Annotated in this window: 19 protein-coding genes; 7 read left to right on the top strand and 12 right to left on the bottom strand. The window is 67.4% G+C overall.

The features are described from left to right. Nucleotides 1–134 precede the first annotated feature (134 nt). Nucleotides 135–1,394 (top strand): peptide-N-glycosidase F-related protein, encoded by a 1,260-nt coding sequence (locus WMF46_RS35400; protein ID WP_437981239.1) that lies wholly within the window; start codon nt 135–137, stop codon nt 1,392–1,394. Between the two features lie 43 nt (nt 1,395–1,437). Here the strand turns inward: WMF46_RS35400 and WMF46_RS35395 are convergent, their stop codons facing one another. From WMF46_RS35395 to WMF46_RS35370, 6 genes are all read right to left on the bottom strand, one after another. Beyond that, the gene (locus WMF46_RS35395; protein WP_437981238.1) at nt 1,438–2,808 is read right to left on the bottom strand and encodes a WD40/YVTN/BNR-like repeat-containing protein; all 1,371 of its coding nucleotides are present in this window, start codon (nt 2,806–2,808) and stop codon (nt 1,438–1,440) included. A gap of 14 nt (nt 2,809–2,822) precedes the next feature. Further along, nucleotides 2,823–4,589 carry an RICIN domain-containing protein gene (locus WMF46_RS35390; protein WP_437981237.1) on the bottom strand — a complete coding sequence of 589 codons (1,767 nt, stop codon included), beginning with the start codon at nt 4,587–4,589 and terminating at the stop codon, nt 2,823–2,825. A gap of 630 nt (nt 4,590–5,219) precedes the next feature. Then, nucleotides 5,220–6,365 (bottom strand): metallophosphoesterase, encoded by a 1,146-nt coding sequence (locus tag WMF46_RS35385; protein ID WP_437981236.1) that lies wholly within the window; start codon nt 6,363–6,365, stop codon nt 5,220–5,222. Between the two features lie 252 nt (nt 6,366–6,617). Continuing rightward, nucleotides 6,618–6,938: a hypothetical protein gene (locus WMF46_RS35380; protein ID WP_437981235.1), complete on the bottom strand. Its 321-nt coding sequence runs from the start codon at nt 6,936–6,938 to the stop codon at nt 6,618–6,620. 83 nt (nt 6,939–7,021) lie between these two features. Then, on the bottom strand, nt 7,022–7,546 hold the full coding sequence (locus WMF46_RS35375) for a TPR end-of-group domain-containing protein (RefSeq protein ID WP_437981234.1): 525 nt from the start codon (nt 7,544–7,546) through the stop codon (nt 7,022–7,024). 6 nt (nt 7,547–7,552) lie between these two features. After that, on the bottom strand, nt 7,553–8,476 hold the full coding sequence (locus WMF46_RS35370) for a hypothetical protein (protein ID WP_437981233.1): 924 nt from the start codon (nt 8,474–8,476) through the stop codon (nt 7,553–7,555). Nucleotides 8,477–8,983: 507 nt separating this feature from the next. Here WMF46_RS35370 and ltrA point away from each other — a divergent pair. After that, nucleotides 8,984–10,522, top strand: coding sequence for a group II intron reverse transcriptase/maturase (gene ltrA / locus WMF46_RS35365; RefSeq protein ID WP_437979957.1), 1,539 nt, complete (start codon nt 8,984–8,986; stop codon nt 10,520–10,522). Nucleotides 10,523–11,072: 550 nt separating this feature from the next. Here the strand turns inward: ltrA and WMF46_RS35360 are convergent. The 3 genes from WMF46_RS35360 to WMF46_RS35350 all read right to left on the bottom strand — a co-directional run bounded on the left by WMF46_RS35360 (nt 11,073) and on the right by WMF46_RS35350 (nt 13,352). Continuing rightward, the gene (locus WMF46_RS35360; RefSeq protein WP_437981232.1) at nt 11,073–11,642 is read right to left on the bottom strand and encodes a barstar family protein; all 570 of its coding nucleotides are present in this window, start codon (nt 11,640–11,642) and stop codon (nt 11,073–11,075) included. Beyond that, the gene (locus tag WMF46_RS35355) at nt 11,611–12,336 is read right to left on the bottom strand and encodes an SMI1/KNR4 family protein (protein ID WP_437981231.1); all 726 of its coding nucleotides are present in this window, start codon (nt 12,334–12,336) and stop codon (nt 11,611–11,613) included. Before WMF46_RS35355 ends, WMF46_RS35360 begins: the two co-directional genes overlap by 32 nt. 188 nt (nt 12,337–12,524) lie before the next feature. After that, nucleotides 12,525–13,352, bottom strand: coding sequence for a hypothetical protein (locus tag WMF46_RS35350; protein WP_437981230.1), 828 nt, complete (start codon nt 13,350–13,352; stop codon nt 12,525–12,527). A 636-nt stretch (nt 13,353–13,988) separates the two neighbouring features. Here WMF46_RS35350 and WMF46_RS35345 point away from each other — a divergent pair. The 5 genes from WMF46_RS35345 (at nt 13,989) to WMF46_RS35325 (ending at nt 19,396) form a co-directional block, all read left to right on the top strand. Further along, nucleotides 13,989–15,218 carry an efflux RND transporter periplasmic adaptor subunit gene (locus tag WMF46_RS35345; RefSeq protein WP_437981229.1) on the top strand — a complete coding sequence of 410 codons (1,230 nt, stop codon included), beginning with the start codon at nt 13,989–13,991 and terminating at the stop codon, nt 15,216–15,218. After that, entirely contained in the window at nt 15,215–15,913 is a 699-nt protein-coding gene (locus WMF46_RS35340; RefSeq protein WP_061620404.1) for an ABC transporter ATP-binding protein, read from the top strand. The genes WMF46_RS35345 and WMF46_RS35340 overlap by 4 nt, the downstream gene beginning before the upstream one ends. Next, nucleotides 15,910–17,076, top strand: coding sequence for an ABC transporter permease (locus WMF46_RS35335; RefSeq protein WP_437981228.1), 1,167 nt, complete (start codon nt 15,910–15,912; stop codon nt 17,074–17,076). Before WMF46_RS35340 ends, WMF46_RS35335 begins: the two co-directional genes overlap by 4 nt. 50 nt (nt 17,077–17,126) lie before the next feature. Then, nucleotides 17,127–18,293, top strand: a complete 1,167-nt coding sequence (locus tag WMF46_RS35330) for an ABC transporter permease (RefSeq protein ID WP_437981227.1) — start codon at nt 17,127–17,129, stop codon at nt 18,291–18,293. Between the two features lie 215 nt (nt 18,294–18,508). Continuing rightward, complete coding sequence (locus tag WMF46_RS35325) at nt 18,509–19,396, top strand: putative glycoside hydrolase (protein WP_437981226.1); 888 nt, start codon at nt 18,509–18,511, stop codon at nt 19,394–19,396. Between the two features lie 20 nt (nt 19,397–19,416). On the opposite strand, the gene WMF46_RS35320 is transcribed toward WMF46_RS35325, so the two are convergent. From WMF46_RS35320 to WMF46_RS35310, 3 genes are all read right to left on the bottom strand, one after another. Then, nucleotides 19,417–21,225: an FAD-dependent monooxygenase gene (locus tag WMF46_RS35320; protein WP_437981225.1), complete on the bottom strand. Its 1,809-nt coding sequence runs from the start codon at nt 21,223–21,225 to the stop codon at nt 19,417–19,419. Next, nucleotides 21,222–21,674, bottom strand: a complete 453-nt coding sequence (locus WMF46_RS35315; RefSeq protein WP_437981224.1) for a hypothetical protein — start codon at nt 21,672–21,674, stop codon at nt 21,222–21,224. The genes WMF46_RS35320 and WMF46_RS35315 overlap by 4 nt, the downstream gene beginning before the upstream one ends. Before the next feature lie 179 nt (nt 21,675–21,853). Beyond that, nucleotides 21,854–23,218 (bottom strand): endo-1,4-beta-xylanase, encoded by a 1,365-nt coding sequence (locus WMF46_RS35310; protein ID WP_437981223.1) that lies wholly within the window; start codon nt 23,216–23,218, stop codon nt 21,854–21,856. Nucleotides 23,219–23,431: the final 213 nt, after the last annotated feature.

Here is a 23,431-nt window from a genome sequence, read left to right as displayed (position 1 = left end):
GAGTACGGCGCTTGTTGCGCTGGATAAATCCAGCCCCGGAGGGAGACGCTCGGCCTGGTACGCGCCCCCGGATCTCTCAACCTCCGCCGCCGCTCCAGCACGACATCGAGCCGGCGATCTGATAAGTTCGACGAATGAACCTGCGTCGCGCGCTCCCCTACCTCTGTCCGTTGGCCCTGCTCGCCGCGTGCACGGACGAGCAGCGCTCTGACGCGGGCACTGGCGGAGGCACCGGGACCTCCGAGAGCAACGGGAGCACGAGCGCAGAGACCGGGACCAGCGCAGGCAGTGGCGGCACGGGTGGCGTTGCGGCCAGCGGCGGCAGCGGCGGCAGCGGCGGCAGCAGCGGCAGCGGCGACGAGCCGCTCCAGGAGCCCGAGGAGGTCCCGGTGCTGGAGAACATCACGTTCTACGACGGCTACGCCGAGACCGTCGACGAGCCGATCCCGGACGGCGTGATCCGCCACAACAACTCGCTGGTTGCGACCAGGTTGACCGACGAGCTGCTCGCCAGGATCCAGACCACCCTGAAGGTCCGCGTGGTCGTGGGAGCGCTGTGCGATAACTACGACCGACTCGGCTCGGTCAACCTGGCGCTGGTCCCCAAGGGCGCTCAGACCTACGTTCCCGACGAGGTCGACCGGATCGAGATCGCACGGTTCGTCACGCCGTTCATGGACATGAACAAGCAGCCGAAGACGGTCCCCTACGAATGGGAGGCCAGCAACCTCGTGCCGATCTTGAATGACCCCGACCTCCTGGCCGAACACGATTTCTGGTTCGAACTGGGCATCTTCGGCGTGCCTTATGCCGCGAACGACGAGATCCCCGGGTGCGCTGGTCGCAATGACACGCAGCTCGGATCGCTGCTGTTGTACACCGACAGCACGCAGGAGGCCCAGGACTTCAGCGTCCTGTTGCCGCTGGCGATCAGCGAAGAATTCAACAACTACGCCACGGGCGCCAGCGACAAGGTCGGCACGACCCGCAAGACCGTCAGCTTCGAACTGCCGGCGGATACACAGAATGCACAGCTCGTGTTGATCACGTCGAATCACGGCGCCAACCAGGGCGGCGAGGAGTACATTCGCCGCGAGCATTACGTGTACGTCGACGGCGAGCTGGCCTTGCAGTACAAGCCCGGGCGCACGTCGTGCGAGCCGTTTCGCAAGTACAACACCCAGGGCAACGGCATCTACGGGGCGTCCCCGCAGTCGGACAAAAAGTGGCAGTCGTTCAGCAACTGGTGCCCCGGCGACGTGATCGACACCCGGATCGTCCCGTGGGGCGCCGCGAGCGCCGGCACGCACGAGTTCGTGATCGACGTCCCTGACGCGACCTTCGCCGGCGGAGAGGGCAATATCCCGTTCTCGCTCTACGTGCAGGCGCGTTAGGGGCTCCAAACGCGAGCGCCCGACGCGGGAACGGCCCGGGCCGTCACCGCGCTCCTGGCGCCTGAGCGCGGCGGCGTCCGTGTCGCCGCGCGCGCAGGAGCGCGCCGCCGGCCGCGGCGAGGCAGCTCAGGAGCGCCCCGGCGCGCCCCCCGCCCGACGCCCCGCAGGAGCAGCCGCCGCCGGCGCTCGGCTCGGCTGCGCCCGCGCCGGCCTCGCCGCCGGCGCTCGCATCGCTTCCGCCCGCGCCCGCGGCGCCGCCGGCCTCGCACGAGGCCCCGGCGCCGACGAAGCGCGCTGTCGCCCGCCAGAGCCCGGGGCAGGTCCGGCCGGTCGAGCTGTCGCCCCCGCAGGCCTCCGGCGAGCCGCAGAGCCGGTCGAGCGTCATGAGCGGCGAGAACGTCCTGCCCCCGTCCGTGGAAACGCCGGCGGAGAAGCCATCCACGGGCTCGTCGGCGCAGGCGAAGAGGCCCCGCGCCGTCCAGGTGAGGCAGCGGACGCCGAGCTGCCCAACCTGGGTGAACTCCAGGGTATCCGTCGGCGCGACCCACAGGCCGTCCAGATCGCTGCCGGCCGCGATCTCGGTCCCGTCGGGCGAGAGGGCGAGGCCGAGGAGGCTCGCCGCCTGGAACACCTCGCGCCACGTGGCGCCCCCGTCCCGCGAGACCAGCAGCGCGTCCGCGCCGTCGCCGTCGCGGCGCACGTACACCACGTCAGGGTCTTTCGGGTCCACGGCGCCGAGGTACGGCAGGTTGCGATCGTCGCTGCCAGGGACGTCGAACTCCTCCCAGGTCGCGCCCCGATCGTCCGAGCGCCGCACGATCCCCTCGAACGTGGGGCCATTGCGCCGCCCGCTCACGTAGATGCGCCGCGGATCGCTGGGCGCGCTGTCCAGGGTCACGCCGAGGAACGTGCTCGGGAAATCGACCCCGGCCTGCGTCCAGGTCCGTCCGTCGTCCTTCGATTCCCAGACCTGCGTCAAGATCGCGTCGCTGGCCATGACGCTGGAGCCGAGCAGGAGGACGCTCGCGGGATCCGCGCGATCGATCGACAGATCGACGATGTTGCGCTGGGCGAGCGCGCCCTCGGCGATGCGCCAGTCGCAGCCGCGGTCGTGCGTCGCGCTGAGCCCGTCGAAGAGCCCGGCGAGGATCGAGCCGTCGGCGGTGACGACGAGCATGGGGTCCTCGAAGCCGCTGTAGCCGATGGCCGCTTCACAGATCCACGACCAGCGCTCGCCGCCGTCGTGGGTGGTGAGGACGCCGTAGGTCGCGCGGACGACGATGTGCTGGGGATCGGCGGGATCGACGAGGATCTGGCCGGCGGTGGGGTATCGGCCGTTGGCGCGCGCGGGCGGGGCGGCGGAGAGGGCGAGGCCCGCCGCGGCGGCGGCGAGCCCGAGGGCGATACGGTTCATCGAAGCGAGGTGCGCTACTGCCGCCGGAACTGCTGGTTCGTCCCGTTGTTGCACGTGTACTGGGCGAGCCTGGCGCCGTCGGCGGTGCTGGCCCCGTAGACGTCCACGCACTTTCCGCTGTTGACCGAGCGCAGCGAGACGACGCCGTTGCCGCGATCGATGAGATCCCACTTCTGGCTGTTCCTGCTGCTGTTGCAGTCCGCCTGCGTGATGTTCGCCCCGTTGTTCCGGCTGGACCCCTGCACGTCGGCGCACTTTCCGCTGTTGACGTTCTTCACGGTCGCCGTGGTGCCGCTGATGATCTCGACTTGCCACTGCTGGTCGCTCGCCCCCGTGCACGGCCGCTGGACGACGGTGGCGCCGCTGTCCAGGCTCGCCGCGTTGACGCTCATGCATTTGCCGGAATGGAGGGCCGTCAGGCTCTGGCCGGTCGTGCCGCCGGTGCCGCCGCCGGGGTCGGTCGTGCCGCCGCCGGGATCGGTCGTGCCGCCGCCCAGGCCGGAGATCTGGACCTGCGCGCCGGTTGCCGACACGGAGAGGACCTTCAGCGTCGCGTTCGTCCCGAAGAGCTGATGGGAAGCGCCGACGACGAGCGGCGCGTCCCTGAAGTTCCCGCCGGGGACCATGTCGAGCAGGTGCGCCCGGCCGCTCTCCCGCGACTGCGTGAAGAACGCATGGATGAGCACGCCCTTCGTGGAGAGGTTGCGCGAGTCGACGACGTTCGTCGCCGCCGGCTGGCGGAACTCGATCTGGTACATGATGTCGTTCGGGCCCTTGACGCGGAGCAGCTGGATCCCGGTGCTCGCCTCGGTCAAGGGGGCGAGCGTATACGTCCCGTCCGCGGTGACCGTCTGGGCCTGCGACGACGGGATCCACCCGAGGTTCACCTTGTAGTTGGCGTTGTAGTGCTGCTTCATGCCGTCGCCCATCGGGTCGAAAATATCGCCGTACTCGTCGAAGGTGCAGTCGTTGCTCATCGTCACCGTCGCCCCGCCGTTGCGGCACGTCCGCGAGGAGGCGTGCCACAGGCCGAAGTTGTGGCCGAGCTCGTGCACGACGACCTCGGGCCAGAGGCCGGCCATCCAGGTGGCGTTGCCGGGCTGCGCGCCCATGCCGGCGTACCCGCAATCCATGTTCCCCATGACCATGTAGTGCTGGTACGCGCTCAGATTGAAGCCGGCGTTCTTCGCCGCGGTCCTGGCCTCGTTCTGCCATCGGTCGTAGTCGTCGCACTTGCCGAAGGTGATGTTGAACGGGCCGGCGACGTCGTACTCGAGCTGCATCTTGCCGAACGACGAGCCCGCCAGGTGGGTCGCCGCTCCGGCCATCATGTTGCGCACGTCCTGCTCCGTGCCCATCGTCTGGCCGCCGTTGAACTGCACGCGCAGCACCAGGACGCGCTTGGTCCCGGTCGTGACGAGCGCGTTCGTCAGCTCGCCGATGCCCTCCGCCGGCCGCATCATGTCGACCACGATCATGCCGTCGTCGGTCACGGTGCCGAACACGTCCACCGGGGAGCCGCTCGCCGTGCGCCAGTCGGTCGACGGCTCGGCGCCCGGCGCCGCGTCCGTCATCGAGCCCAGGTCGAGGCGCACGAACACCCCATCTTCCCGCTCCAGCATGTACCGCGCCTCGCCATTGGCGACGGCGACGGTCAGCGTCCCCGAGGCGGTCGGGGTCGGCCCCGCTTCGTCACCGGCGTCGAGGCTCAGACAGCCGGGCGCGAACGCGCACGCTGCGGTGAGGGCAGCCGCGGTGAGGTGTGACTTGAAGCGCTTCATTGGATCTTCCTTTCCTGGCTCGGTCCGATGCGCCCATCTCCCCCGATGTCGGAGAGCGCCGCACCACCCCCCTCAGGAGCCAGGGCGCGGCGAGACGGAGCGCTGTCAAGGAGAGGCCGCAAGCGCCGCCAGCCTCTCCGCTGCTGATGTAACTTGACGGCCAATCCGCTCGCGGATCCGGGCGACGATCGCTCGCGATCGCCGCGCCGTGCCGCCGTCCACGCACCCTCTCGAGTGTCTTTGCCTTCAGAGCAAATCCGCGGCCACAGTCGTGCTATCGGCTTGACACGGGCAGCGCGCCTCTCTGAGTGAAACAATCACGTGAGGACGGCCCGTGATCCAATCCGATATGATGTTTGCGCGACTGGCGTGGATCGCGAGGGATCCTGAATGGACATGAAAACACCACCCCAGTGAGGCCACGTCAGTTGGTGGATGAGCTCTTGTGGTCGTCCGATCGAGCGAACACGGCCAGCGTCCTGCGCGATTTGCCGCGAGGGTGGCAATCCGTGGTCGCGGGTGAGCGCGTGAGTTATTCGGTGAGGGCGCGGGCGGCGATGTAGGTGGACTGGCGCGCTCGCCGCGCGCCCTGCCGGCCGTCGCTGCTTCCGGAGCTCCGCGGGGCGGGCTTCACGCGGGGACGATCAGCTCGGCGAGCGGGAGCAAAGCGTAATCGGCGGCCGCGGTAAACCGCATCTCCCCGTCGATCAGGTAGAGGTCGGCCGCTCCGGGTCGATCGTCCAGGATCCCGAGGTCGTACGTGACGACGTCGCCGTCGACGCGCAGCGTGCGGATTCCTCCGATCTCCTTCTGGTGCGCTGCCGCCGTGAGCCAGTCGTGACCGAGCTCCGCCTTGCACTTCCTGTGACCGGTGTGACCGGCGACCTGCCGCAGGCCGCGCGGGAGCGAACGCGGCTCGAAGCGCCGCGGCCGCGCCGGATCGAGCTCCCATGCCGGATCGCCACCAACGCGATCGACGCACGCAGGTCGATGATAGAGGAGGCCGCCGCCTTCGTTGCCCGCGGCGCCGGCGATGTGGAGAGGATCGAGCGAAAGTGGCGTGCGTGCGCCGCCCTGCCATTCCGTGCGCCGCGCGTCGACCGCGGCGCGCAACTGCCGCTCGAGGGCCGCCGCCAGCCGGTGCGGGTCGCGCTCGTCCGGCATGCCCAGCATCGCGAGCTCGCGCGTGGTCACGCCCGCGTGGGTCAGCAACACAGCGCGGCCGTCGGGCAGCACGCCTGAGAGCGCGAGATGAAAACGGCCGCAGAGCAGCAGCTCGATGACGAGCTCGCGCTGGGACTCGCTGAACGACGCGTAATCGCGCGCCGCGAGCCCCGGGGTCGCCACATCGGGAAACTGCGCTGCGAACTCGTCGTGTTCGCGCCGCATGGCGGCCTCGGCGCCTTCACGCCGCCTGGTCTCCTTGATCGAGCGCCCGAGCGCGCGCGCCGCAGCGAACCGCACGTCGTCGAGGCCGGCGAGCTCCATGACCCGCGCCGCGTCATGGTTGCCGAACAGGAGCCGCACCTGCGCGGGATCGTGGCCGGCCAGCCAGTGCAGCGTGCGGAGCCCCTCCGCGCCAGCGCCCACCGGATCATCGAGGTCATAGTCGAAGTGATCGCCGATCGACACGAGCACGACGTCGTCGACCAGCCGGCCGTCCGCGCCGAGCAACGCGTGCGACGCGAGCACGGCCATCACCTTGGCCATCGGCGCCTGCGGGTCGCCCATCACGAAGATGCGCCGCGGTGTCACTGTTGGCTGAGGCGCGGCCATGGCGCGTATTCTAGCATGTCCCCAAACTCGGGCAAACGCTTGTCGATTGTCACGCTGTACGGCCGCCTTCCGCCGCTGGACTTGGGCATCCGGCGCTCAGCCGCCTCGGCCATGGCCTGAGTGGGGCGTCTTATGGCCCGCCGCAAACGTTACGCAGCCGCTCTGCAGACCGCGTGGTTCGCGGTGAGGAAATCTATGACCTGAAGCGGGTCGGGATAACAACTGCCGCACGGGAAGACGTTCCTGGCTTCGTTAGTCCACAAACCCATGGCGCGCCAGCGCCTGCTGGTCATCAGCGGATATGAGTGGACTTAAGACGATATTTTCGTCGAAGCCGTAGAGCACCCACCTCCCGTTCACCGCAGCGCGCCAAGCACCTTTCATTCCCTCTGCTCCAAGCCAGGTAAGTGCACGATCGCCATAGGTGGCCCTGTGCTCAACTAGAACCTGTCCCGGATCAAACGAGCGCTGGCGCCCCTTGTGTGGGAGCCGCTCGAAGATGCGCTCCGCGTTCTGAAAATCTCCATGGATCAATGCATTGATGTATTGCTTCGCCATTTTCTGTTCGCTCATGGCTTGTGGCCTATCGTTTCACGCTCCGAGGTCTGTTTCATCAGTTGCTGTATACAATAACGAGTTCGATTTCGCTTCGCGATTCAGCTTTTTGATGTCTCGGAGGACGAAGGCGGAACGCAGACACCTGTGCCCGGTTCAGCTGTCCCATCGTCGAGATTCTGCTGTTGGCACGTCCGAGCCGCCGCACGCCCTTCCTCAACGAGGCGCTGGAACTCACCGTCCGCAGTGAGCCCCTTGAAGCGCTCGTCGAACGGCACGGCTTCGGCCCAACTCGGCGCAACAGCGAGGGCTTGCCTAAGATCGGCAAAAGCCTCAGCGCGCTGGCCCAGCAGAGCGTGCATCGCGGCGCGGTTATACCATGGGCTCGCGAAATGGTGTGCCAATATCGAGTGCTCTGGAGGCGCCTGCGCGCTGCATCGGATGGCCGCGCTATAAGCGTTGATCGCGTCGTCGTGACGACTGAGGTAGATCAGCACAGTGCCCAGGATTTCCCATGATCGCGGTTCATCCGGGGCGGCGGCAACGAGGCGGTTAGCCGACGCCAGTGCTTCGTCGAGTCGACCCACATCGCGGAGCGCTACGGTGCGCTTGCAGAGAAGATCCACCAGCGTTCAGTCTGCCCTCAGATATCGGTGATCGAGGGCGCGGACGCAGTGATCCACCGTCAACGTGTCCCTGACATCGAGGAGCGTGAGCGCGCGGTCGAAAGCCTCGACCATTTCACCCGCTGGATCGAGAAGGACGGTGGGAGTCTCCTCGAGCGTCGAGGCTTCGAGCAGAACTGTCCCGAGAAGGAACCACAAGGTGGGCGAGCGTGGCTCGATCGCGACCGAGCGTCGCAGCGCCTCGACGGTGCCCGCATAATCACCCGCGTCCCTGGCAAGCGCGGCGCGCTGGAAGAGAAGCGCTGCTTGCTGGGCCGAGCCTGGAGCGAGCAAGCCCTCGAGCACTTCCGCTGCTTCAACCCGCCAATAGTGGCGATAGAGCGTGGTGAAATTCTCGGTGATCGCGAACGGTGCCTCTTCCCCAGCGAGCCCTCCACCCGGTGAGAGCGCAGTACAAAGGTCTTCTACGAGAGAGCGGACCTCCACGGCCTTGTCCTCGTCATGCCTCAGGCGGGTTAGCGTGGTGAGGGCGTTGGCGTACGCCATCCAGGGGCCACCTCCCCATCGCCGCGCGAGCTGGCGAAGCGGGCGAAGGCTCTCGATCTCCGTTGTTGTGCACTCGAGCAGTGCGTTCACCGTCCGATCGAGATCGGCGAGCCTCCTCTCCTTCAGCGCCGATCGCGAGAGGTGCGCCAGCATCAATGGATCGACTATCCAGGCGTGCTCGCCGGTGTCGGTCTCGATAGACTCGATGTTGTGGAAGTTCGCCGCCGCGCGGTATCCAGTTGGCAGCGTCAGGACCTTTCCCAACCAGGGGCGCACGCGGAGTATCTCTGAAACCGTCGTCGTGACGATATCTTCCTCCGGTCCGGCGGGATCGCGCAACGCACCAATGGTCCAGCCGGAATCCTGGGGATCGCTCGGGACCATTCGACGTAGACAGACGCGGAGTGACCTCAGACTACTCTGCTCCATCCTTACCAGGGCACGGAGTGGCGCGCTTGACCGCTTGGGTGCGCCGGTAAAACCGGCATCAGGAAGTAGGTGAGCATGCAGCAGTACAGAAGCAAGTCCTACCCCGGGAGGTGCCCACCCCCGGGAAGTCAACCTTGCGGCGGCGTGGGCGACCACGACGGCGAAGCGTAGGAAGACGAGCGGACGGGCCGGGCGATGGAGCCTCGAAAACAAGTCAGTCAGTGGGAGCCGACGCGTTCCAAGACCGCGGAAGGCCACGGTGCAGCGGCCGCAAAGACAGCGGTGGGCGATGGCACTGCACTCCCCTCGGGGTCGGAGAGTTCGGCACGTCAGCACTTGCCTGATGAACGGGAACCGGGAGGCCTCGGAGGCGCCTCTTCGCCAGTGGTGGGCGGGAGGCAGGCGCGGGAAGGCGACAAGCCGCAAGCCGCAAGGGCGAAAGCCCCGGAGCCGCATGCCCCGATGGAGTCGGACGAGCCCATAGTACCGAAGAAGTCGGCGAACTCGCGGGTAACGCCCGAGGAGTCGATGGAGGGAAGGGGCGAGGCCAACGGGAATCTCGACCAGCGAAACGCGTCCCGGGCTCAGGATCGGCAAGACGCGCTCACGCACCTGGATCGAGTCGGAAAGCGAGCGACGAAGGAGAAAGGGACGCGGTTCGATAACCTGCTGAGCTACATCAAGGCGCCGCTGCTGAAGGAGGCGTACGAGCGCCTGCGGAAAGACGCGGCACCTGGCGTCGACGGTGAGACGTGGAGCAGCTACGGCGAGAGGCTGGACGCACGGCTGCTCGACCTTCAGGACCGCGTACAACGCGGAAGCTACCATCCGCAACCGGTACGGCGCGTGCACATCCCGAAAGGCGATGGCCGCACGAGGCCGCTCGGGATCCCCGCGCTGGAAGACAAGATCGTCCAGCTGGCGGCGCGGATGCTCCTGGAACCGATCTACGAGCGAAGCGAGTTCCTGGGGTTCTCGTACGGCTATCGGCCAGGCCGGTCGGCGCACGGGGCTCTGGACGCGCTGAGCGTAGCGATCGTCAGCAGAAAGACGAACTGGGTGCTCGACGCAGACATCCGGGCGTTCTTCGACACCATCGATCACGGGTGGATGCAGAAGTTCGTCGAGCACCGGATCGTGGATCGACGCATGGTGCGGCTGCTGATGAAGTGGCTGCACGCGGGCGTCATGGAGGACGGCCAGCTCCACGACGTGGAGGAGGGAACGCCGCAGGGGGGGATCATCAGCCCCCTGCTGGCAAACATCTACCTCCACTTCGTGCTCGATCTGTGGGCGCATCGATGGCGGAAGCGGCACGCGCGCGGGGAGATGTACATCGTGCGCTACGCCGACGATGTCGTGATGACCTTCCAGTACGAGCGGGACGCACGGGCGATGCAGGAAGCGCTTGCGGAGCGCCTCGCTCAGTTCGGACTGGAGTTGCATTCTGAGAAGACGCGGGTGCTCCGGTTTGGGCGGTACGCATCGGAGCACTGCGGCAAGGAAGGACACGAGCGGCCAGAGACGTTTGATTTCCTCGGCTTTACGCACATCAGCGCGAAGCGCGTGGATGGACGTTTCGCGCTCGTGCGCCGGACCTCCCGGAAGAAGAGGGCAGCAAAGCTGCGGGATCTCCGTAGGAAAATGAGGCGCAAGGCGCACGACCCAGCCAGGGAGCAACACCGATGGCTGAGCGCCGTGCTCCGAGGGCACTACAACTACTACGGGGTACCTGGAAACGCGCGAGCCCTGGGCTCGTTTCGCCACCAAGTGCGCGAGGCGTGGCACAGGGGCATGCAACGTCGCAGCCAGCGGGCTCGTTGGACGAACGACCAACGGACCCGTTTCGACGAGCGTTTCCCGCTTCCTCCGCCGCGCATCACACACCCCTATCCCACCGTGCGCTTCTCATCCGTAGACCGGAGGTGGGAGCCCGGTGCGGGAAAACCGCACGCCGGGTTCTGTACGGGGGGCGGCCCGAAAGGGCCGTCCCTACCGTGACCACCGACACGCCTCACGACCGCCTCTTGCTCGTACAGAATTCGCAGGGCTTGGTCCGCCCCAGGAACAGCATCGCGTGGTGGGCTGCCCTTGAAATCTGGCTCGTGCACGACAATCTCGCCACCCACGTGGCGAAGCGTGAAGGAAATGTCCTCGAGTTCTACGGTCGCTCCATCGTTCAGTTCATTGCCTCCCTCGTGGTACCTGGCCACGACATCGAGAAGCATCTCAGCTTGCAATTCGAGATCGGCGCCACAGCGGACGACCACCTGGGAAGCGCCGATCCTACGGCGGAACTCTCTGGATGCGTATTCTTGCTGGCTCATCTTTGGCTATCACGATCGTCCCGATCTCTGCACCCACCGCGCTGGCGGGTTTCGGCGCGCCTCGGGATAGGAGGCCGCCCACGACTTCACCAGCCGCCTCATGATCGTTTGCGCTCCCTTTGCCATGCAACAATCTATCTGGCATCGGCGTCTTCACGAGGCGCATGGACATGGTTCGGATTCTTTGCTCGGCGTGGACAACGGACTCCTTCACTCCTTCGCCGTCAGTCCCTGGCCTCGACGCGAAGATCCTGTTCGTCCGCCTCGGCTCGGCCCAGAAGCTGGCAGTCATGGCAGAAGTGTCGTTCCACCTTGAGGAGGGTCGCAAAGAATTCATGGCGGAAGCTCATCGGGCCGATAGCGATATGAAGCGGCACCTCGCGGCCTTCGGAGGACTCGGGTCGCGTCCCAAGGAGATCGAGCAACGTTGCGAACGAGAGCGCATCGCCGGCAATGAGATGCGCCGGCTCGCAGTATAACACGAGATGACCACATTGGAATTGGCTCGGCGACTGCGGCCGATGCCGCCAACGCATGTTCATGATATGATCTGCGGTGCCATCCCAGTTCCGCCTGTAACCCGGGTCGTCATGGTGAGGCAGCTCGAACGCTCGAGCGATCTCTGTCAATGCTTCCGCTTCATTCGTCATTCGATCGCCGCGAAGCGCGATGAAATGATACGCTAGATCGCGCGCGACCTGCCGCAGTGCTGCCTCCACGTCCTCGAGCCGTACGCCATCGCGGAATATATGAATGTCCCGCTCAGCGGAACCTTGAAAATGGGTAAGATCCATGAGCGTCGAATTGTCTCTCTACTCTGATATTCATCAGTCGTCTGGAAACATCGTTCACGGCAGCCTTGTCCATGCCAGCCACACGCACCCAGGCTGTCTCGCCGGTGATCTGACGGAAGGCGAGCGTCGCTGAAGAAGATTCCGCGCAGATCGTCACGGATTCAGAGAAATCGAGCTCGAGGAGCCCGGCCGAACGCACCACCGCACGAACATCCTCTGACAGGTTCGTTTGATCGGTGCTGTTGTACATGACCGCGTGCGGTAGCCAGCGCTGGCGATGCGCCATGTAGGCGTTTTGATAAAGGTGGTTCCTGAAGGATTTTGCCCAGAGCGAGAACTTCTCGCCCTCGCCCCCTTCGAAGACGCGGCCGAGCCCGTCATGCTCGAGATAGACCTGTTCAATGGCGGCGCAGCCTACCGCGATGACGATGCAGTCCTCCGGTACTGCGTTCTCTCCAGTCGCCACGCTCTCTCGATAGAATGAGAGGAGACTCGGGACGTCTGTGCTGATGCCCTCCTGGCTGAAGAGTTGACCGTCGTCGTGGCCCATGACGGAGAGAAAATACCTGTAATCGGGAGGCAGCGGATGGCCGGCGGTCTGCTCCAGGGAATCGATCTCGTCTGGCGTTGCGCCACGGATGCGTGGAGCAAATCCGGGGTCGTGCTGCTCGATGTAGGAAATGAGCTTCTCCATCGGCGCGTCTCCTGTGTCCTCATTTCAGCGCGCGGTGCGGCGTGCGCTGGTGGAAAGCCGAGAGAGCTGCGTGACGGCCGTCCGGGTCTCGTTCGAGCCTGCGGCGAGCGGGTCGCCTCGTGCGGCACCGGCAACTTCGTCGCTGCCGTGGGCAAGACGCCGCTACGGGACGAAACGCGCAGCCTGATCTAGGCCGTCCTGGAGCGATCCACGCGGAGCTCGATCCAGGGAGAGGTCTGCTCGGCCAGGGTGCGGTAGGTGAGCGCCGCGGCGCCGACGAAGAAGAGCGCGAGCGCGGCCGGGCCGATGTCGATGCTCCCTGCCGAATCGACGGCGCCGAGCATGCTCGCGTGGAACGCGCGGAACAGGCCGAGGTGAAGCGCGGCGAGCGCCCCGCCGAGCGCGAGCGCCCAGGAGCGGTGGAACCGCGCGCGCTGGGCGTGGTGGGCGATGACCGTCTCGGAAGCGACGCAGAGGCTGCCGTGCGCGGGCGCCCGGAGCACCCAGGCCCGCGCGGCGTCGCGGTACCCCTTGCCGGCGGCGCTCGCGTCGATCTCGCGGCGCACTGAGCCCGCGATGTAGATCGTGTCGCCGGGGCGGACCTCGGACACGTAGGCGGGCGCGCCGCCTCGTCTCGTCGGGACGAAGGTGGTGTCGAGGCTCAGCCTGCCGCTCGCCGGCTCGACCCGCACGGTGGCGCCCGAGGCGAGCCGGAGCGAGAACGCGCGCGCCCGCGTCTGCCACGCGCTCGGCGCGGCGCCGGCCTGGCCGCCGCACGGGATCTCGACCGCGATCACCGCGTCTCCCGGCGCGGCGTCCTCCGCGCTCACCTCGCCGCGCAGGAGCGCAAACCCCTCGCGTATCGCGCCGGGTGACGCCGAAGGGCTCCGCGCATACGCGGCGATCTGCGAGCGCCGCCGGTGGTGGTGGCAGCGCCCGATCGCGATGGCGACCGCGACACCCAGCACCACCCCGGCGACCCCGTAGACGATGAAAAGGCTCGCGACAAAACCCATCGTGACAGCGTAGACGTGCGGCGTCGGGGCGTCGAGACAGGGTGTTGGTCTCGGGAGCCCGCGAGCGTGAGGCGCGCATCTCGCACCATCGCCGCTCCGCGGCCCCGCGCCCCGCGTCGACACAGACAGCGCCGCACAGCGCCGCAGGCACCCATCCCACCCCGTGTGGGGCGCGCAGCGCGCCTTCCGCCTGCTCCGCCGCGTGGATCGGTGATTGGCACTTCCGCCGTCGTGCTGCGCCGTCGTTCGGGAACGTTGGTTCGATAAATGCTTATACTTTCGATTACTTGTGGCGGTTTCCCTCCTCTCGCTCCGCTCCGGCTCCATCGCTGGAGCGATGCGCCGGTGCGCCAGCCAACGGACGTGAGGCCCGCCGCGCTTCGCGCGAAGGTCCGCGCGCCGCTGCGCGCCGGGGAGCGCACAGCCACGGGTGAGGCGCGGCGGGCACAGCCGCGCGGCGCATTGCGGTCTGGACGGGCGGATTGTCACGGCGGGAGGCGATTTCGATACGAAGCAAGCGCCGCTCCAGGGCCGGGCGCGAGGCCGCATCCTGCGTGTCGGGCGCGGGTGGCGCCGCGCGTCAGAAATGGGCGATAGAAGTTCAACGCGACGCCCGAAGCGTGTTAAGGAGGGGCCGTGTCCGATCAGCTCAGCTCGGATCTCGCCTCGCTGCGGATCCAGCGGGACGTCGATCCCGATCGGCGGAGCCCGCTCCGCACCGCCCTCGTCGCCGTGGTCGTGCTCGCGGCGGTCGCCGGCGCCGCCGCGTTCGCCGTGCCGAAGGCGCAGAGCGCGCTCTTCAAGACCGAGGTCACCACCACGGAGGTCGCGCTGGTCTCGCCGGCGCAGGCGTCGATCTCCGTGACGTCGACCGGGTATGTGGTCCCGCAGGTCGTGTCCAAGGTCGGGGCCAAGTTCCCCGGCCGCATCGCGCGGGTGCACGTCAAGGAAGGCGACGTGGTGAAGCAGGGCGACCTGCTCGTGGAGCTCGACGACGCCGACCAGAAGAGCCTCGTGGCCGCGGCCCAGGCCAAGGTGGCGGCGGCGCGGGCGCGCGCCACGGCCTCCCGGGCGAGCATCGGCGAGGTGGAGCAGCAGCTCGCGCGGGAGCGGCTGCTCGTCGAGCGCCAGGTGACCGGCCGCGCCTCGATGGATGACCTCACCGCGCGCATGCACTCGCTCACCCAGTCGGCGGCGGCGGCCGACGCCGAGGTCAAGGCCGCTGCGGCCGACGTCGAGAGCCTCCGGGTCACGCTGGCCGACCGGAAGATCGTCGCGCCGATCAGCGGCACGATCATGTCGAAGCCGCCGGAAATCGGGGAGGTCGTCGGCCTCGAGCTGCCGCACCTCGTCGAGATCGCCGACTTCACGTCGCTCGTCGTCGAGACCGATGTCCCGGAGACGCGCCTCTACCTCGTCGAGCCCGGCAAGCCGTGCGAGGTGGTCCTCGACGCGTACCCCTCGAAGCGGCACCGCTGCACGACGCTCGAGATCGGCAAGCGGGTGAACCGCGCCAAGGCGACCATCCCGGTGAAGGTGAAGTTCGTCGGAGAGCCGAAGGAGGCGCTGCCGGAGATGAGCGCGCGGGTGAGCTTCCTCGCCGAGGCGCTGTCCGAGGAGGCGATGAAGGAGCCGCCGAAGCGGGTCGTCCCGGAGGCCGCGGTGGTCGAGCGGGGCGGCGCCAAGGTGGTGTTCGTGGTCAACGAGGGCCAGGTGAAGATGGTGCCCATCAAGGTGGGCGGCCCCGCGCCCGGCGGGCTGGAGCTGCTCGACGGCCCGACCCCGGGGGCGCGCCTCGTGGCGAGGCCGTCCGCCGAGCTCGCGGACGGTCAGAAGATCAAAGAGAAGGAAAAGGGGAGCGAATGACCGAGGGGTATCGCGACGGGAAGCCGAAGCCCATTGTCGAGCTGCAGGGGGTCGGCAAGAGCTATTTCCGCGACAAGGAGCCGATCGTGGTGCTCGACAACATCACGCTCGACGTCCCGGAGGGGTCGTACGAGGCGCTGATGGGGCCCTCGGGCTCGGGCAAGTCGACGCTGCTGAACCTGATCGCCGGGCTCGATCGCCCGACGCGCGGCTCGGCGCGCGTGGCGGGGCAGGACCTCACGCGGATGAGCGACGGCGAGCTGGCGCGCTTCCGCTCCAGGACGATGGGCTTCATCTTCCAGGCCTACAACCTGATGCCGGTGCTCACCGCGGTCGAGAACGTCGAGCTGCCGCTCCTGCTCACGAACCTGTCGTCGTCCGAGCGGCGGAAGCGCGCGCAGACGGCCCTGCGCGTCGTCGGGCTCGAGGAGCGGATGGGCCACTATCCCCGGCAGCTCTCCGGCGGCCAGGAGCAGCGGGTCGCGATCGCGCGGGCGATCGTGAACGACCCGACGATCATCGTCGCGGACGAGCCGACCGGCGATCTCGATCGCAAGAGCGCCGACGAGATCCTCGCGCTCCTGGAGAAGCTCAACAAGGAGTTCAAGAAGACCATCCTGATGGTCACGCACGATCCGCAGGCCGCCGAGCGCGCGACGGTGACGCGCCGGCTCGACAAGGGGAACCTGTCATGAACCTCGTCTCCGTCGCCGCCAGGAACGTCCTTCGCAACAAGTTCAGGACGCTGCTGACCGTGATCGGCGCGGTGGTGGCGGTGCTCGCGTTCGTGCTCCTCCGGACGGTGCTCTCGGCGTGGAACGTCGCCGCCGACCACGCCGCGAAGGACCGGATCGCGACGCGGCACAAGATCTCGTTCATCCTCCCCTTGCCGAAGCGCTACATGGACACGGTCCGCGAGGTCCCCGGCGTGACGGAGGGGTCCTTCATGAGCTGGTTCGGCGCCAAGGACCCGCGCGACGCCAACAATTTCTTCGCCTCGATGGCCGTCGAGTCGAAGACCTTCTTCAAGGTCTACGACGAGATGGTCGTCTCGCCGGAGGACATGGAGCGGTGGCAGGGCGACAGGAAGGGCGCCATCCTCGGCGACGTCCTCGCGGGCCGGCTCAAGGTGAAGCCGGGCGACACGGTGACGCTGGAGGGGACGATCTACCCCGGAAACTGGCAGTTCAACGTCTCGGGGATCTACACGGCGACGCGCAAGTCGATCGACAGGTCGCAGTTCATCTTTCACTACGACTACCTGAACGAGTCGCTCCCCGAGCGGCAGCGCGACCAGATCGGCTGGATGGCCGCCCGGATCGACGACCCGTCGCGGAGCGCGGACATCAGCGCGGCGATCGACAAGATCTTCGACGAGAAGGACGTCCAGACGGCGACGATGAGCGAGCGGGCGATGAACCTGTCGTTCATGGCGATGATGTCGGCCGTGCTGACGGCCCTCAACGTCGTGTCCGTCATCATCCTTCTCATCATGATGATGATCCTCGGCAACACGATCGCCATGGGCGTCCGGGAGCGGACGCGGGAGTACGGCGTGCTGCGCGCGCTCGGGTTCGAGCCGAAGCACGTGAGGATCTTCATCATCGGGGAGGCGGCGACCATCGGGCTCCTGGCCGGGTTCCTCGGGCTCGTGGTCTCGTATCCGATCGTCGAGCTCGGGCTGGGCCGGTGGCTGGAGGAGGACATGGGCGCCTGGTTCCCATATTTCCGGATCGAGCCTTCGACGATGGTCATGGCGGTGCTGCTCTCGATGGGGCTGTCGCTCATCGCGTCGCTCATCCCGGCGTACAACGCCTCGAAACTCTCGGTCACCGACGCGCTCCGGCGCGTGGCGTGAGCGACCCACGCAGCCTGTCTTCGACACCCTGAAAGCGGGAGAGAGCGCTCATGATCCCCGTCGCTTACAACGTTCGAAATCTGGTGGTGCGCAAGACGACGACCCTCGCGACGGCGTCCGGTCTCGGCCTCGTGGTGTTCGTGTTCGCGTCGGTGCTGATGCTCGCGAACAGCGTGGAGCGCACCCTCGGGCGCACCGCGCGGGACGACGTCGCGATCGTGATGCGGAAGGGCTCCGACGCCGAGATGGTGAGCAGCATCGAGGAGCAGCAGATCGGCGTGATCCTCGCGAGCGCCGAGGTCGCGAAGCGGCAGGACGGCAAGCCGGACGGGGTGGGGGAGGTGATCGCGGTCATCCTCCTCGAGAAGCTCGGCACGGAAGGCATCTCCAACGTGCAGGTGCGCGGGGTGCCCGACGACGTGCTCGCGTTCCGCTCGCAGGTGAAGATCATCGAGGGCCGGCCGGCGCAGCCGGGCACGGACGAGGTGATCGTGGGCAAGGCGATCAGCGGCCGCTTCAAGGGCCTGTCGATCGGCGAGTCGTTCGAGCTGCGAAAGAACCGGCCGGTGAAGGTCGTGGGGGTGTTCGACGACGGCGGCTCCTCGTTGGAGTCCGAGGTCTGGGCCGACCTGCACACGACGCGCTCGGCGTTCGGCCGCGAGGGGGGCGTCTCTGCGGTGCGGGCGCGGCTCGCCTCGGCCAGCAAGTTCGACGCGTTCGAGGCGTCGATCGAGCAGAACCGGAACCTCGGGCTCGAGGTGATGCGCGAGAGCGTCTATTACGAGAAGCAGTCCGAGGGGACGAGCATGTTCATCAAGGTGATGGGCGTGCTCATCGCGGTGTTCTTCTCGATCGGCGCGATGATCGGCGCGATGATCACGATGCACTCGTCGATCGCCAACCGGCAGCGCGAGATAGGCACGCTGCGGGCGCTCGGCTTCTCGCGGTTCAGCATCCTCGTGTCGTTCCTCATCGAGTCGGTCCTCCTCGCGCTGGCGGGCGGGGCGCTCGGCGTGCTCGCCGCGCTCGGGATGAGGTTCGTGCGCTTCTCGACCGTCAATTTCGCGAGCTGGTCGGAGGTCGTGTTCACGTTCGAGCCGACGCCCGGGATCCTGCTGACGTCGGTGGCGATCGCGGCGGTGATGGGCCTGCTCGGCGGGTTTTTCCCGGCGCTCCGCGCTGCGCGGATCAGCCCGATCCAGGCGATGCGGGGGTGACCCGGGGCGCGGGGGGCGGCGCCTGAGGCATCCCCCACAAACTCTTCGGAAAATTCACAGGGTGGCGGGGAGACGGGGAGGTAAATCCTCAAATACTCCCTGTCTCCCCGCCTCCCTGTTCAATTTCCCAGCTGAAAAGGGCCGCGAAAGGTGTTCCGGCGCGCGCGGCGCTCCCTTGGCCAGGGACGTGCTCTCCCCTCGGCGGGGGGAACAGCATGCCCACGATCACCAAGGCGATTTACGTGAACTTCGCGGCGGGGAGGAACGTGGAGCGGCTGAATCGGCTCTCCTCCCTGGTCCAGCGGACAGAGCTGAACTCCCTGGTGATCGATATCCGGTCGGAGGGGGGCGCGCTCCTCTTCGAGCGGGACGAGGTGACAAGGGCCCAGCTGGGCGCCCTGCGCGAGGCCGGCATCTACCTCATCGCCCGGCTCGTCGCGTTCAAGGGCGGCCCGCGGGGCTGGTACGACCCGGCCTCGCAGCCGCGATGGCACGAGATCGCGGAGATCTCGCTCCGGGCGTACGACGCCGGCTTCGACGAGGTGAACTACGATTATGTGCGTTATGGCGCGGCGCGGGAGCCGCGGTCGCGGACGCCGATCGAGGAGAGGGCGCCGACGATCCGCGCTTTCTTCGAGTTCCTCCGCGCGGAGGTCGGCAATGCCGCGTCTCGCCCGATCTCCGCGGATGTCTTCGGGTTCACGCTGCTCGGGCCGCAGGACGGGATAGGCCAGCGGCTGGAGGACGCCGTGGAGCTCTTCGACTACGTGATGCCGATGCCGTACCCATCGCACTGGGGTCCTGGCAGCTTCGGGTTCGCGAACCCTGCGCATCACCCCTACGAGACCCTGTATGCCTCGCTCTCGGCCGGCTGGCGCAGGGTGGCAGCGCTCCCGGGGCGCATCGGGCTGCTGCGCAGCTGGATCCAGGCGTTCGATCTGGACAGCTCGCGCCCCATGCAGCGGTACGAGTACACGCCGTGGCACATCCGGGAGCAGATCCGCGCGAACGACGACGCCGGCTGCGCGGGCTACGCGGCGTGGAACCCCCGCAGCCACTACGACGAGAGCGCGTTCGTCGGCGCGCCGCCGGACACGGCTTGAGCCGCCGCCTGACCGGGCGGCTACACCCCGTAGACTTGCTCCACGATCGACGCGATCAGCTCCACGGAGAGCGTCACGCCGCGCTGCTGGCGCCACGCGACATGCCCGTCCGGCCGGATCAGGAGCGCGCCGTCCTGCTCGATCTGTGAGAGCGCGTGCACCGCGGCCTGGTGACAGGCAGGGATGTCGGCCGCGCCGAGCCTGAACAGCCGGACGCCGTGGCGCGCCTCGACAGTCTCCAGCGCCTCGATGTCCGCGGGCAGCGCCTCGACGGCCGCGCCGAGCAGCAGGATCGACGCGCCGTAGTCGATCATGGAGCGGCTGCCGCGCTGTCTCCTGTTGCCATCCAGCCAGAAATGCGGGAATCGCGCGCCCGGCCGCGTCGACGGGAGGTACGAGGACACCCGATCGTCGACCTCCGGCGGCCTCGTGCCGTCGCCGAGGAGCGCGCCCTCTTCGTACGTGTAGCCGAGGTCGAGCCCTATCCTGTCGAAATGCGACCTTTGCTGCGCGATGGCCGCGAGGACGCGCTCTCGCACCGAGGGATCGCGATGGTACCGCGAGAGGATGCTCTCGCCGTAGTGCTGGACCTGCCGCTCGGTCCAGGCGCGGAGCGGGGCAGGCAGCGCGCGCATCGTGGAGCTCGCCAGCTTCTCGTTGACCCACTGCGCTTCCTCGACCTCGATCCCGAAGGCCTCCGCGACCTCGCTCATCCTCTCGAAGTTGAGCCGGCTCTCGTCGCAGTTCGTCTCGATGACCGGGCGGCGCTCGGCCTCGTAGCTGTCGAGCAGGCCGGGCGCGGCCCGCCGCTCGATCACCATGGCGAGCTTCCAGGCCAGGTTGTGCGCGTCGCCGATGCCGGAGTTCATGCCGAGCCCGCCCGTGGGCGGGAAGCGATGGGCAGCGTCGCCGACCAGGAAGACGCGCCCGCTGCGGAAGCGCTCCGCCACCTGCGCTGTCATGCGCCAGTGGCTCATCGAGGTGATCTCGATATCGATGTCGTCCCGCCCGAGCGCCGCCTTGATCTTCTTCTGCATCACCTCGGGCGTGTACTCCTCGATCTTCTCGTGCGGCGTCGCCACGGGGAGGTGAAAGACCCAGCGCTTCTCGATGTGGTGGGCGATGAACACGCTGCCCGGCGCCTTGGGGGAGAAGATGAAGTAGAGCTTGCCCCGGGTGCGGACCACGTGGCGCAGATCCGCCTGAAAATAGGCGTTGACGACGTCGAGCAGCTTGTCCGGGCCCTTCATCTCGATCCCGAGGGCCTTGCGGCTCCGGCTCCCGGCGCCGTCGGAGCAGATGACGTACTGGCTCCGGACCGAGAAGGTCTCGCCCGTCGTCCGGTCCGTGATCCGGCTCGTGACGCCCTCCGCGTCCTGCTCGAAGGACTCCCACTGATGGTGATGGAGCGCCTGGATGCGCGGCGACGCCGAGACGCGCTCGCGGAGGAGCTTCTCCAGCTCGACCTGCGAGAGGTTGAGGTAAGGCATGGGCGCCTCGAGGTGCTCTCGGTACTTGCGCCCGACGCCGTTGGCTCGCAGATCGATGCAGCCGAACTCCTCGCCGATCGTGCCGCAGAACAGGATCTTGGCGGCGTCCTCCTCCGGCGACGCCTCCGCGGACAGCTCGCCATGGCCGAGCCCCAGCTCGTGGAGGATCTCGATCGAGCGCGCCGAGAGCTCGTGGGCCTTGGGGTGATTCTCCAGGCCCGGCCGGCGCTCGATGAGCACACAGTCGACGCCGCGCCTGGCGAGGCACAGCGCGCTCACCATCCCCGAGGGGCCAGCGCCGATGATGAGGACAGGAGCAGAGATAGTGCGATGGCTCATGTGGCAGCCCCTCTCTTGTGACACAGGGAGACGCCGGCGAAGAGCAGGGCGGCGGAGGTGCCCAGGTGCAGCATGTTCGGCGGGAGGAAGCCGAGCAGGACCCGGCCACCGGCGTCGAACTCGGCGCCGGCGGCGCTCGTGAAGACGGCGGCCAGGATGAATCCGCCGAGTTGGAGGGCGCCCAGGAAGGCGCCTGTCCGGACACGCTCCACGGTGCGCGGCGTGGCCGTCCAGAAGAGGTAGATGGAAGCGAGCGCGCCGAGGGCGCCGGCGCTGATCTGCCAGAGCAGGTGGAACCTCGCGTGTCCGGGCCAGTCAGGGTTCCGGAGGTGATGCGGATCGAGGATATCGATCAGCCCGGTCAACAGGCCGTAAGCGACGGCCGCCAGGATGCAGAGGGCCTTGCCCACGGCCCACGCCGTGGAGGATGGCGCGCGTTCGGAGCTCATGGCAGAGGGATAAAGCACGGGAATCACGTGCACAATGGCCATGAGTGGCCATGGGGTGGCCGGAAACGGCCACGCCCGTGGGAGGCCGGAGGCTCAGGTCATCGCCCGCTGTGCGGGCGCGCTTCGGCGAGCGCGAGCGCGAGCCGGGCCACGCCGGCTCGTCTGGCTGTCATGACCCCTCAGAAGCGTACCACGGCGTCGTAGGCGGGCTTGGGGTTGTGGTTGAGATCGAAGAGCAGGGGGAAGTCCTTGCGCCCCGAGCTGAACTCCGACAGCCAGGTGTTGTCGTCCGCGATGCCCCAGAAGGTGACGCCCGTGATCACGGACTTGTACTTCCGGAACAGCTCGAAGAACTCCCGGTAGCGCGCGGCCTGCTTGGCCTTCAGCGCGTCGGTGAAGGTCGCGGTCGTGTAGAACGTGCTCTGGTTGTACGTCACCCCGGGGATGTACAGCGAGATGTCGAGCTCCGTGACCTGCACATCCAGGCCGAGCGACGAATAGAGCTTGATCGCCTCCTCCATGTTGGCCACGTTCTGGTGATACGCCTGGTTCGTGGTCACCGCGGAAGGCTCGATGTTGAGGTGGGCCTGCAGCCCGACGCCGTGGACCGGCACGCCCTGATCGAGCAGGCCCTTGAGCATGTTGTAGATGCCCTGCTGCTTCGCGGGGATGTAGTTGTAGAAGTCGTTGTAGAACAGCTTGGCGTCCGGATCGGCCTCGTGCGCGGCCTTGAAGGCCTCCGCGATGTAGCTCTCGCCGAGGATCTCGTGCCAGCGGCTCTTCTGGCCATCTGCCAGGTTGCCCGTGCGGTACGAGCCGTCCTCCATCATGGCCTCGTTCACGACGTCCCACGCGTAGACCTTGCCCCGGAAGTGGCGCACGACGTTGCTGATGTGGTTTTTCATGCGTGTCAGCAAGGTCTGCCTCGACACCGTGCCGCCCGAGCCGTTCGAGAACAGCCATGCCGGGTTCTGGCTGTGCCAGACGAGGGCGTGCCCGCGGACCTTCATCTTGTTCGTGACCGCGAAGCTCACGATGCGATCCGCCGCGTCGTAGGTGAAGCTGTTCTCGTTCCTCTGGAGCGACTCGAACTTCATCTCGTTCTCGGCGGTGATGCTGTTGAAGTGCGTCTTCAGCAGCGCGGCGTGCGTCATGTACGACTGCGAATCCACCGCTGCCCCGATCGGGAAGAGGCTCGCGTACTTCTCCGCGAGGTTCTTGGGGCCTTCATCGGGCATGCCGCCCGTGCCCGTGTCCGCGCCGCCTGTCCCCGCGCCGCCCGTGCCTCCGGACGTAGCGCTGTCCGTGCCGCCGCCTCCACCCTCGTTCGTCTCACCCCCACCGGCCGACGTGCTGCCGCTGCCTCCCGCGTTGCTGCCGCCCGCGCCGCCCCCGGCGCTCGCCGATGTTCCGCTCGTTTGAGCCGTGCTCGCGGTGCTGCTGGTGGTCGTGCTCGTTGCCGCATCGTCCGGAGCTGACGTGGACGAGGTGCAGGACCAGAGCAGGCAGCTGAGCAACCCAATCGAAATCAAATTCTTGCGCATCGGTGCGATCCCTCGGACACGGACCATACCCGAGAAGCGCCGGCGACAGCGAGTCAGAGCGTTCCAGCACCGTTTGTTTGGCAAGGTTACTTGCAAAGTGTTTCGGTGTAGGTGTTCTTTTCTCCTTCCGCACGCGGGTGAACCCGGACGGGATCCAGCTTTCTCGTGAATGTCCTGTCGAGCTGGCGCAACATAGCGAGCCGGGTGGAGGAT

This window comes from Sorangium sp. So ce117 (assembly GCF_051524395.1).
GTDB classification, from domain to species: Bacteria; Myxococcota_A; Polyangia; order Polyangiales; family Polyangiaceae; genus Sorangium; species Sorangium cellulosum_B.
This window is presented reverse-complemented; position numbering and strand designations above follow the sequence as displayed.

Coding starts and splice junctions, on each gene's coding strand:
- WMF46_RS35320 (WP_437981225.1), bottom strand. CDS start 21,225: ATGAGCCATCGCACTATCTCTGCTCCTGTCCTCATCATCGGCGCTGGC.
- WMF46_RS35310 (WP_437981223.1), bottom strand. CDS start 23,218: ATGCGCAAGAATTTGATTTCGATTGGGTTGCTCAGCTGCCTGCTCTGG.
- WMF46_RS35380 (WP_437981235.1), bottom strand. CDS start 6,938: ATGAGCGAACAGAAAATGGCGAAGCAATACATCAATGCATTGATCCAT.
- ltrA (WP_437979957.1), top strand. CDS start 8,984: ATGGAGTCGGACGAGCCCATAGTACCGAAGAAGTCGGCGAACTCGCGG.
- WMF46_RS35330 (WP_437981227.1), top strand. CDS start 17,127: ATGATCCCCGTCGCTTACAACGTTCGAAATCTGGTGGTGCGCAAGACG.
- WMF46_RS35335 (WP_437981228.1), top strand. CDS start 15,910: ATGAACCTCGTCTCCGTCGCCGCCAGGAACGTCCTTCGCAACAAGTTC.
- WMF46_RS35355 (WP_437981231.1), bottom strand. CDS start 12,336: ATGGAGAAGCTCATTTCCTACATCGAGCAGCACGACCCCGGATTTGCT.
- WMF46_RS35395 (WP_437981238.1), bottom strand. CDS start 2,808: ATGAACCGTATCGCCCTCGGGCTCGCCGCCGCCGCGGCGGGCCTCGCC.
- WMF46_RS35370 (WP_437981233.1), bottom strand. CDS start 8,476: ATGGTCCCGAGCGATCCCCAGGATTCCGGCTGGACCATTGGTGCGTTG.
- WMF46_RS35350 (WP_437981230.1), bottom strand. CDS start 13,352: ATGGGTTTTGTCGCGAGCCTTTTCATCGTCTACGGGGTCGCCGGGGTG.
- WMF46_RS35325 (WP_437981226.1), top strand. CDS start 18,509: ATGCCCACGATCACCAAGGCGATTTACGTGAACTTCGCGGCGGGGAGG.
- WMF46_RS35400 (WP_437981239.1), top strand. CDS start 135: ATGAACCTGCGTCGCGCGCTCCCCTACCTCTGTCCGTTGGCCCTGCTC.
- WMF46_RS35385 (WP_437981236.1), bottom strand. CDS start 6,365: ATGGCCGCGCCTCAGCCAACAGTGACACCGCGGCGCATCTTCGTGATG.
- WMF46_RS35390 (WP_437981237.1), bottom strand. CDS start 4,589: ATGAAGCGCTTCAAGTCACACCTCACCGCGGCTGCCCTCACCGCAGCG.
- WMF46_RS35315 (WP_437981224.1), bottom strand. CDS start 21,674: ATGAGCTCCGAACGCGCGCCATCCTCCACGGCGTGGGCCGTGGGCAAG.
- WMF46_RS35360 (WP_437981232.1), bottom strand. CDS start 11,642: ATGGATCTTACCCATTTTCAAGGTTCCGCTGAGCGGGACATTCATATA.
- WMF46_RS35340 (WP_061620404.1), top strand. CDS start 15,215: ATGACCGAGGGGTATCGCGACGGGAAGCCGAAGCCCATTGTCGAGCTG.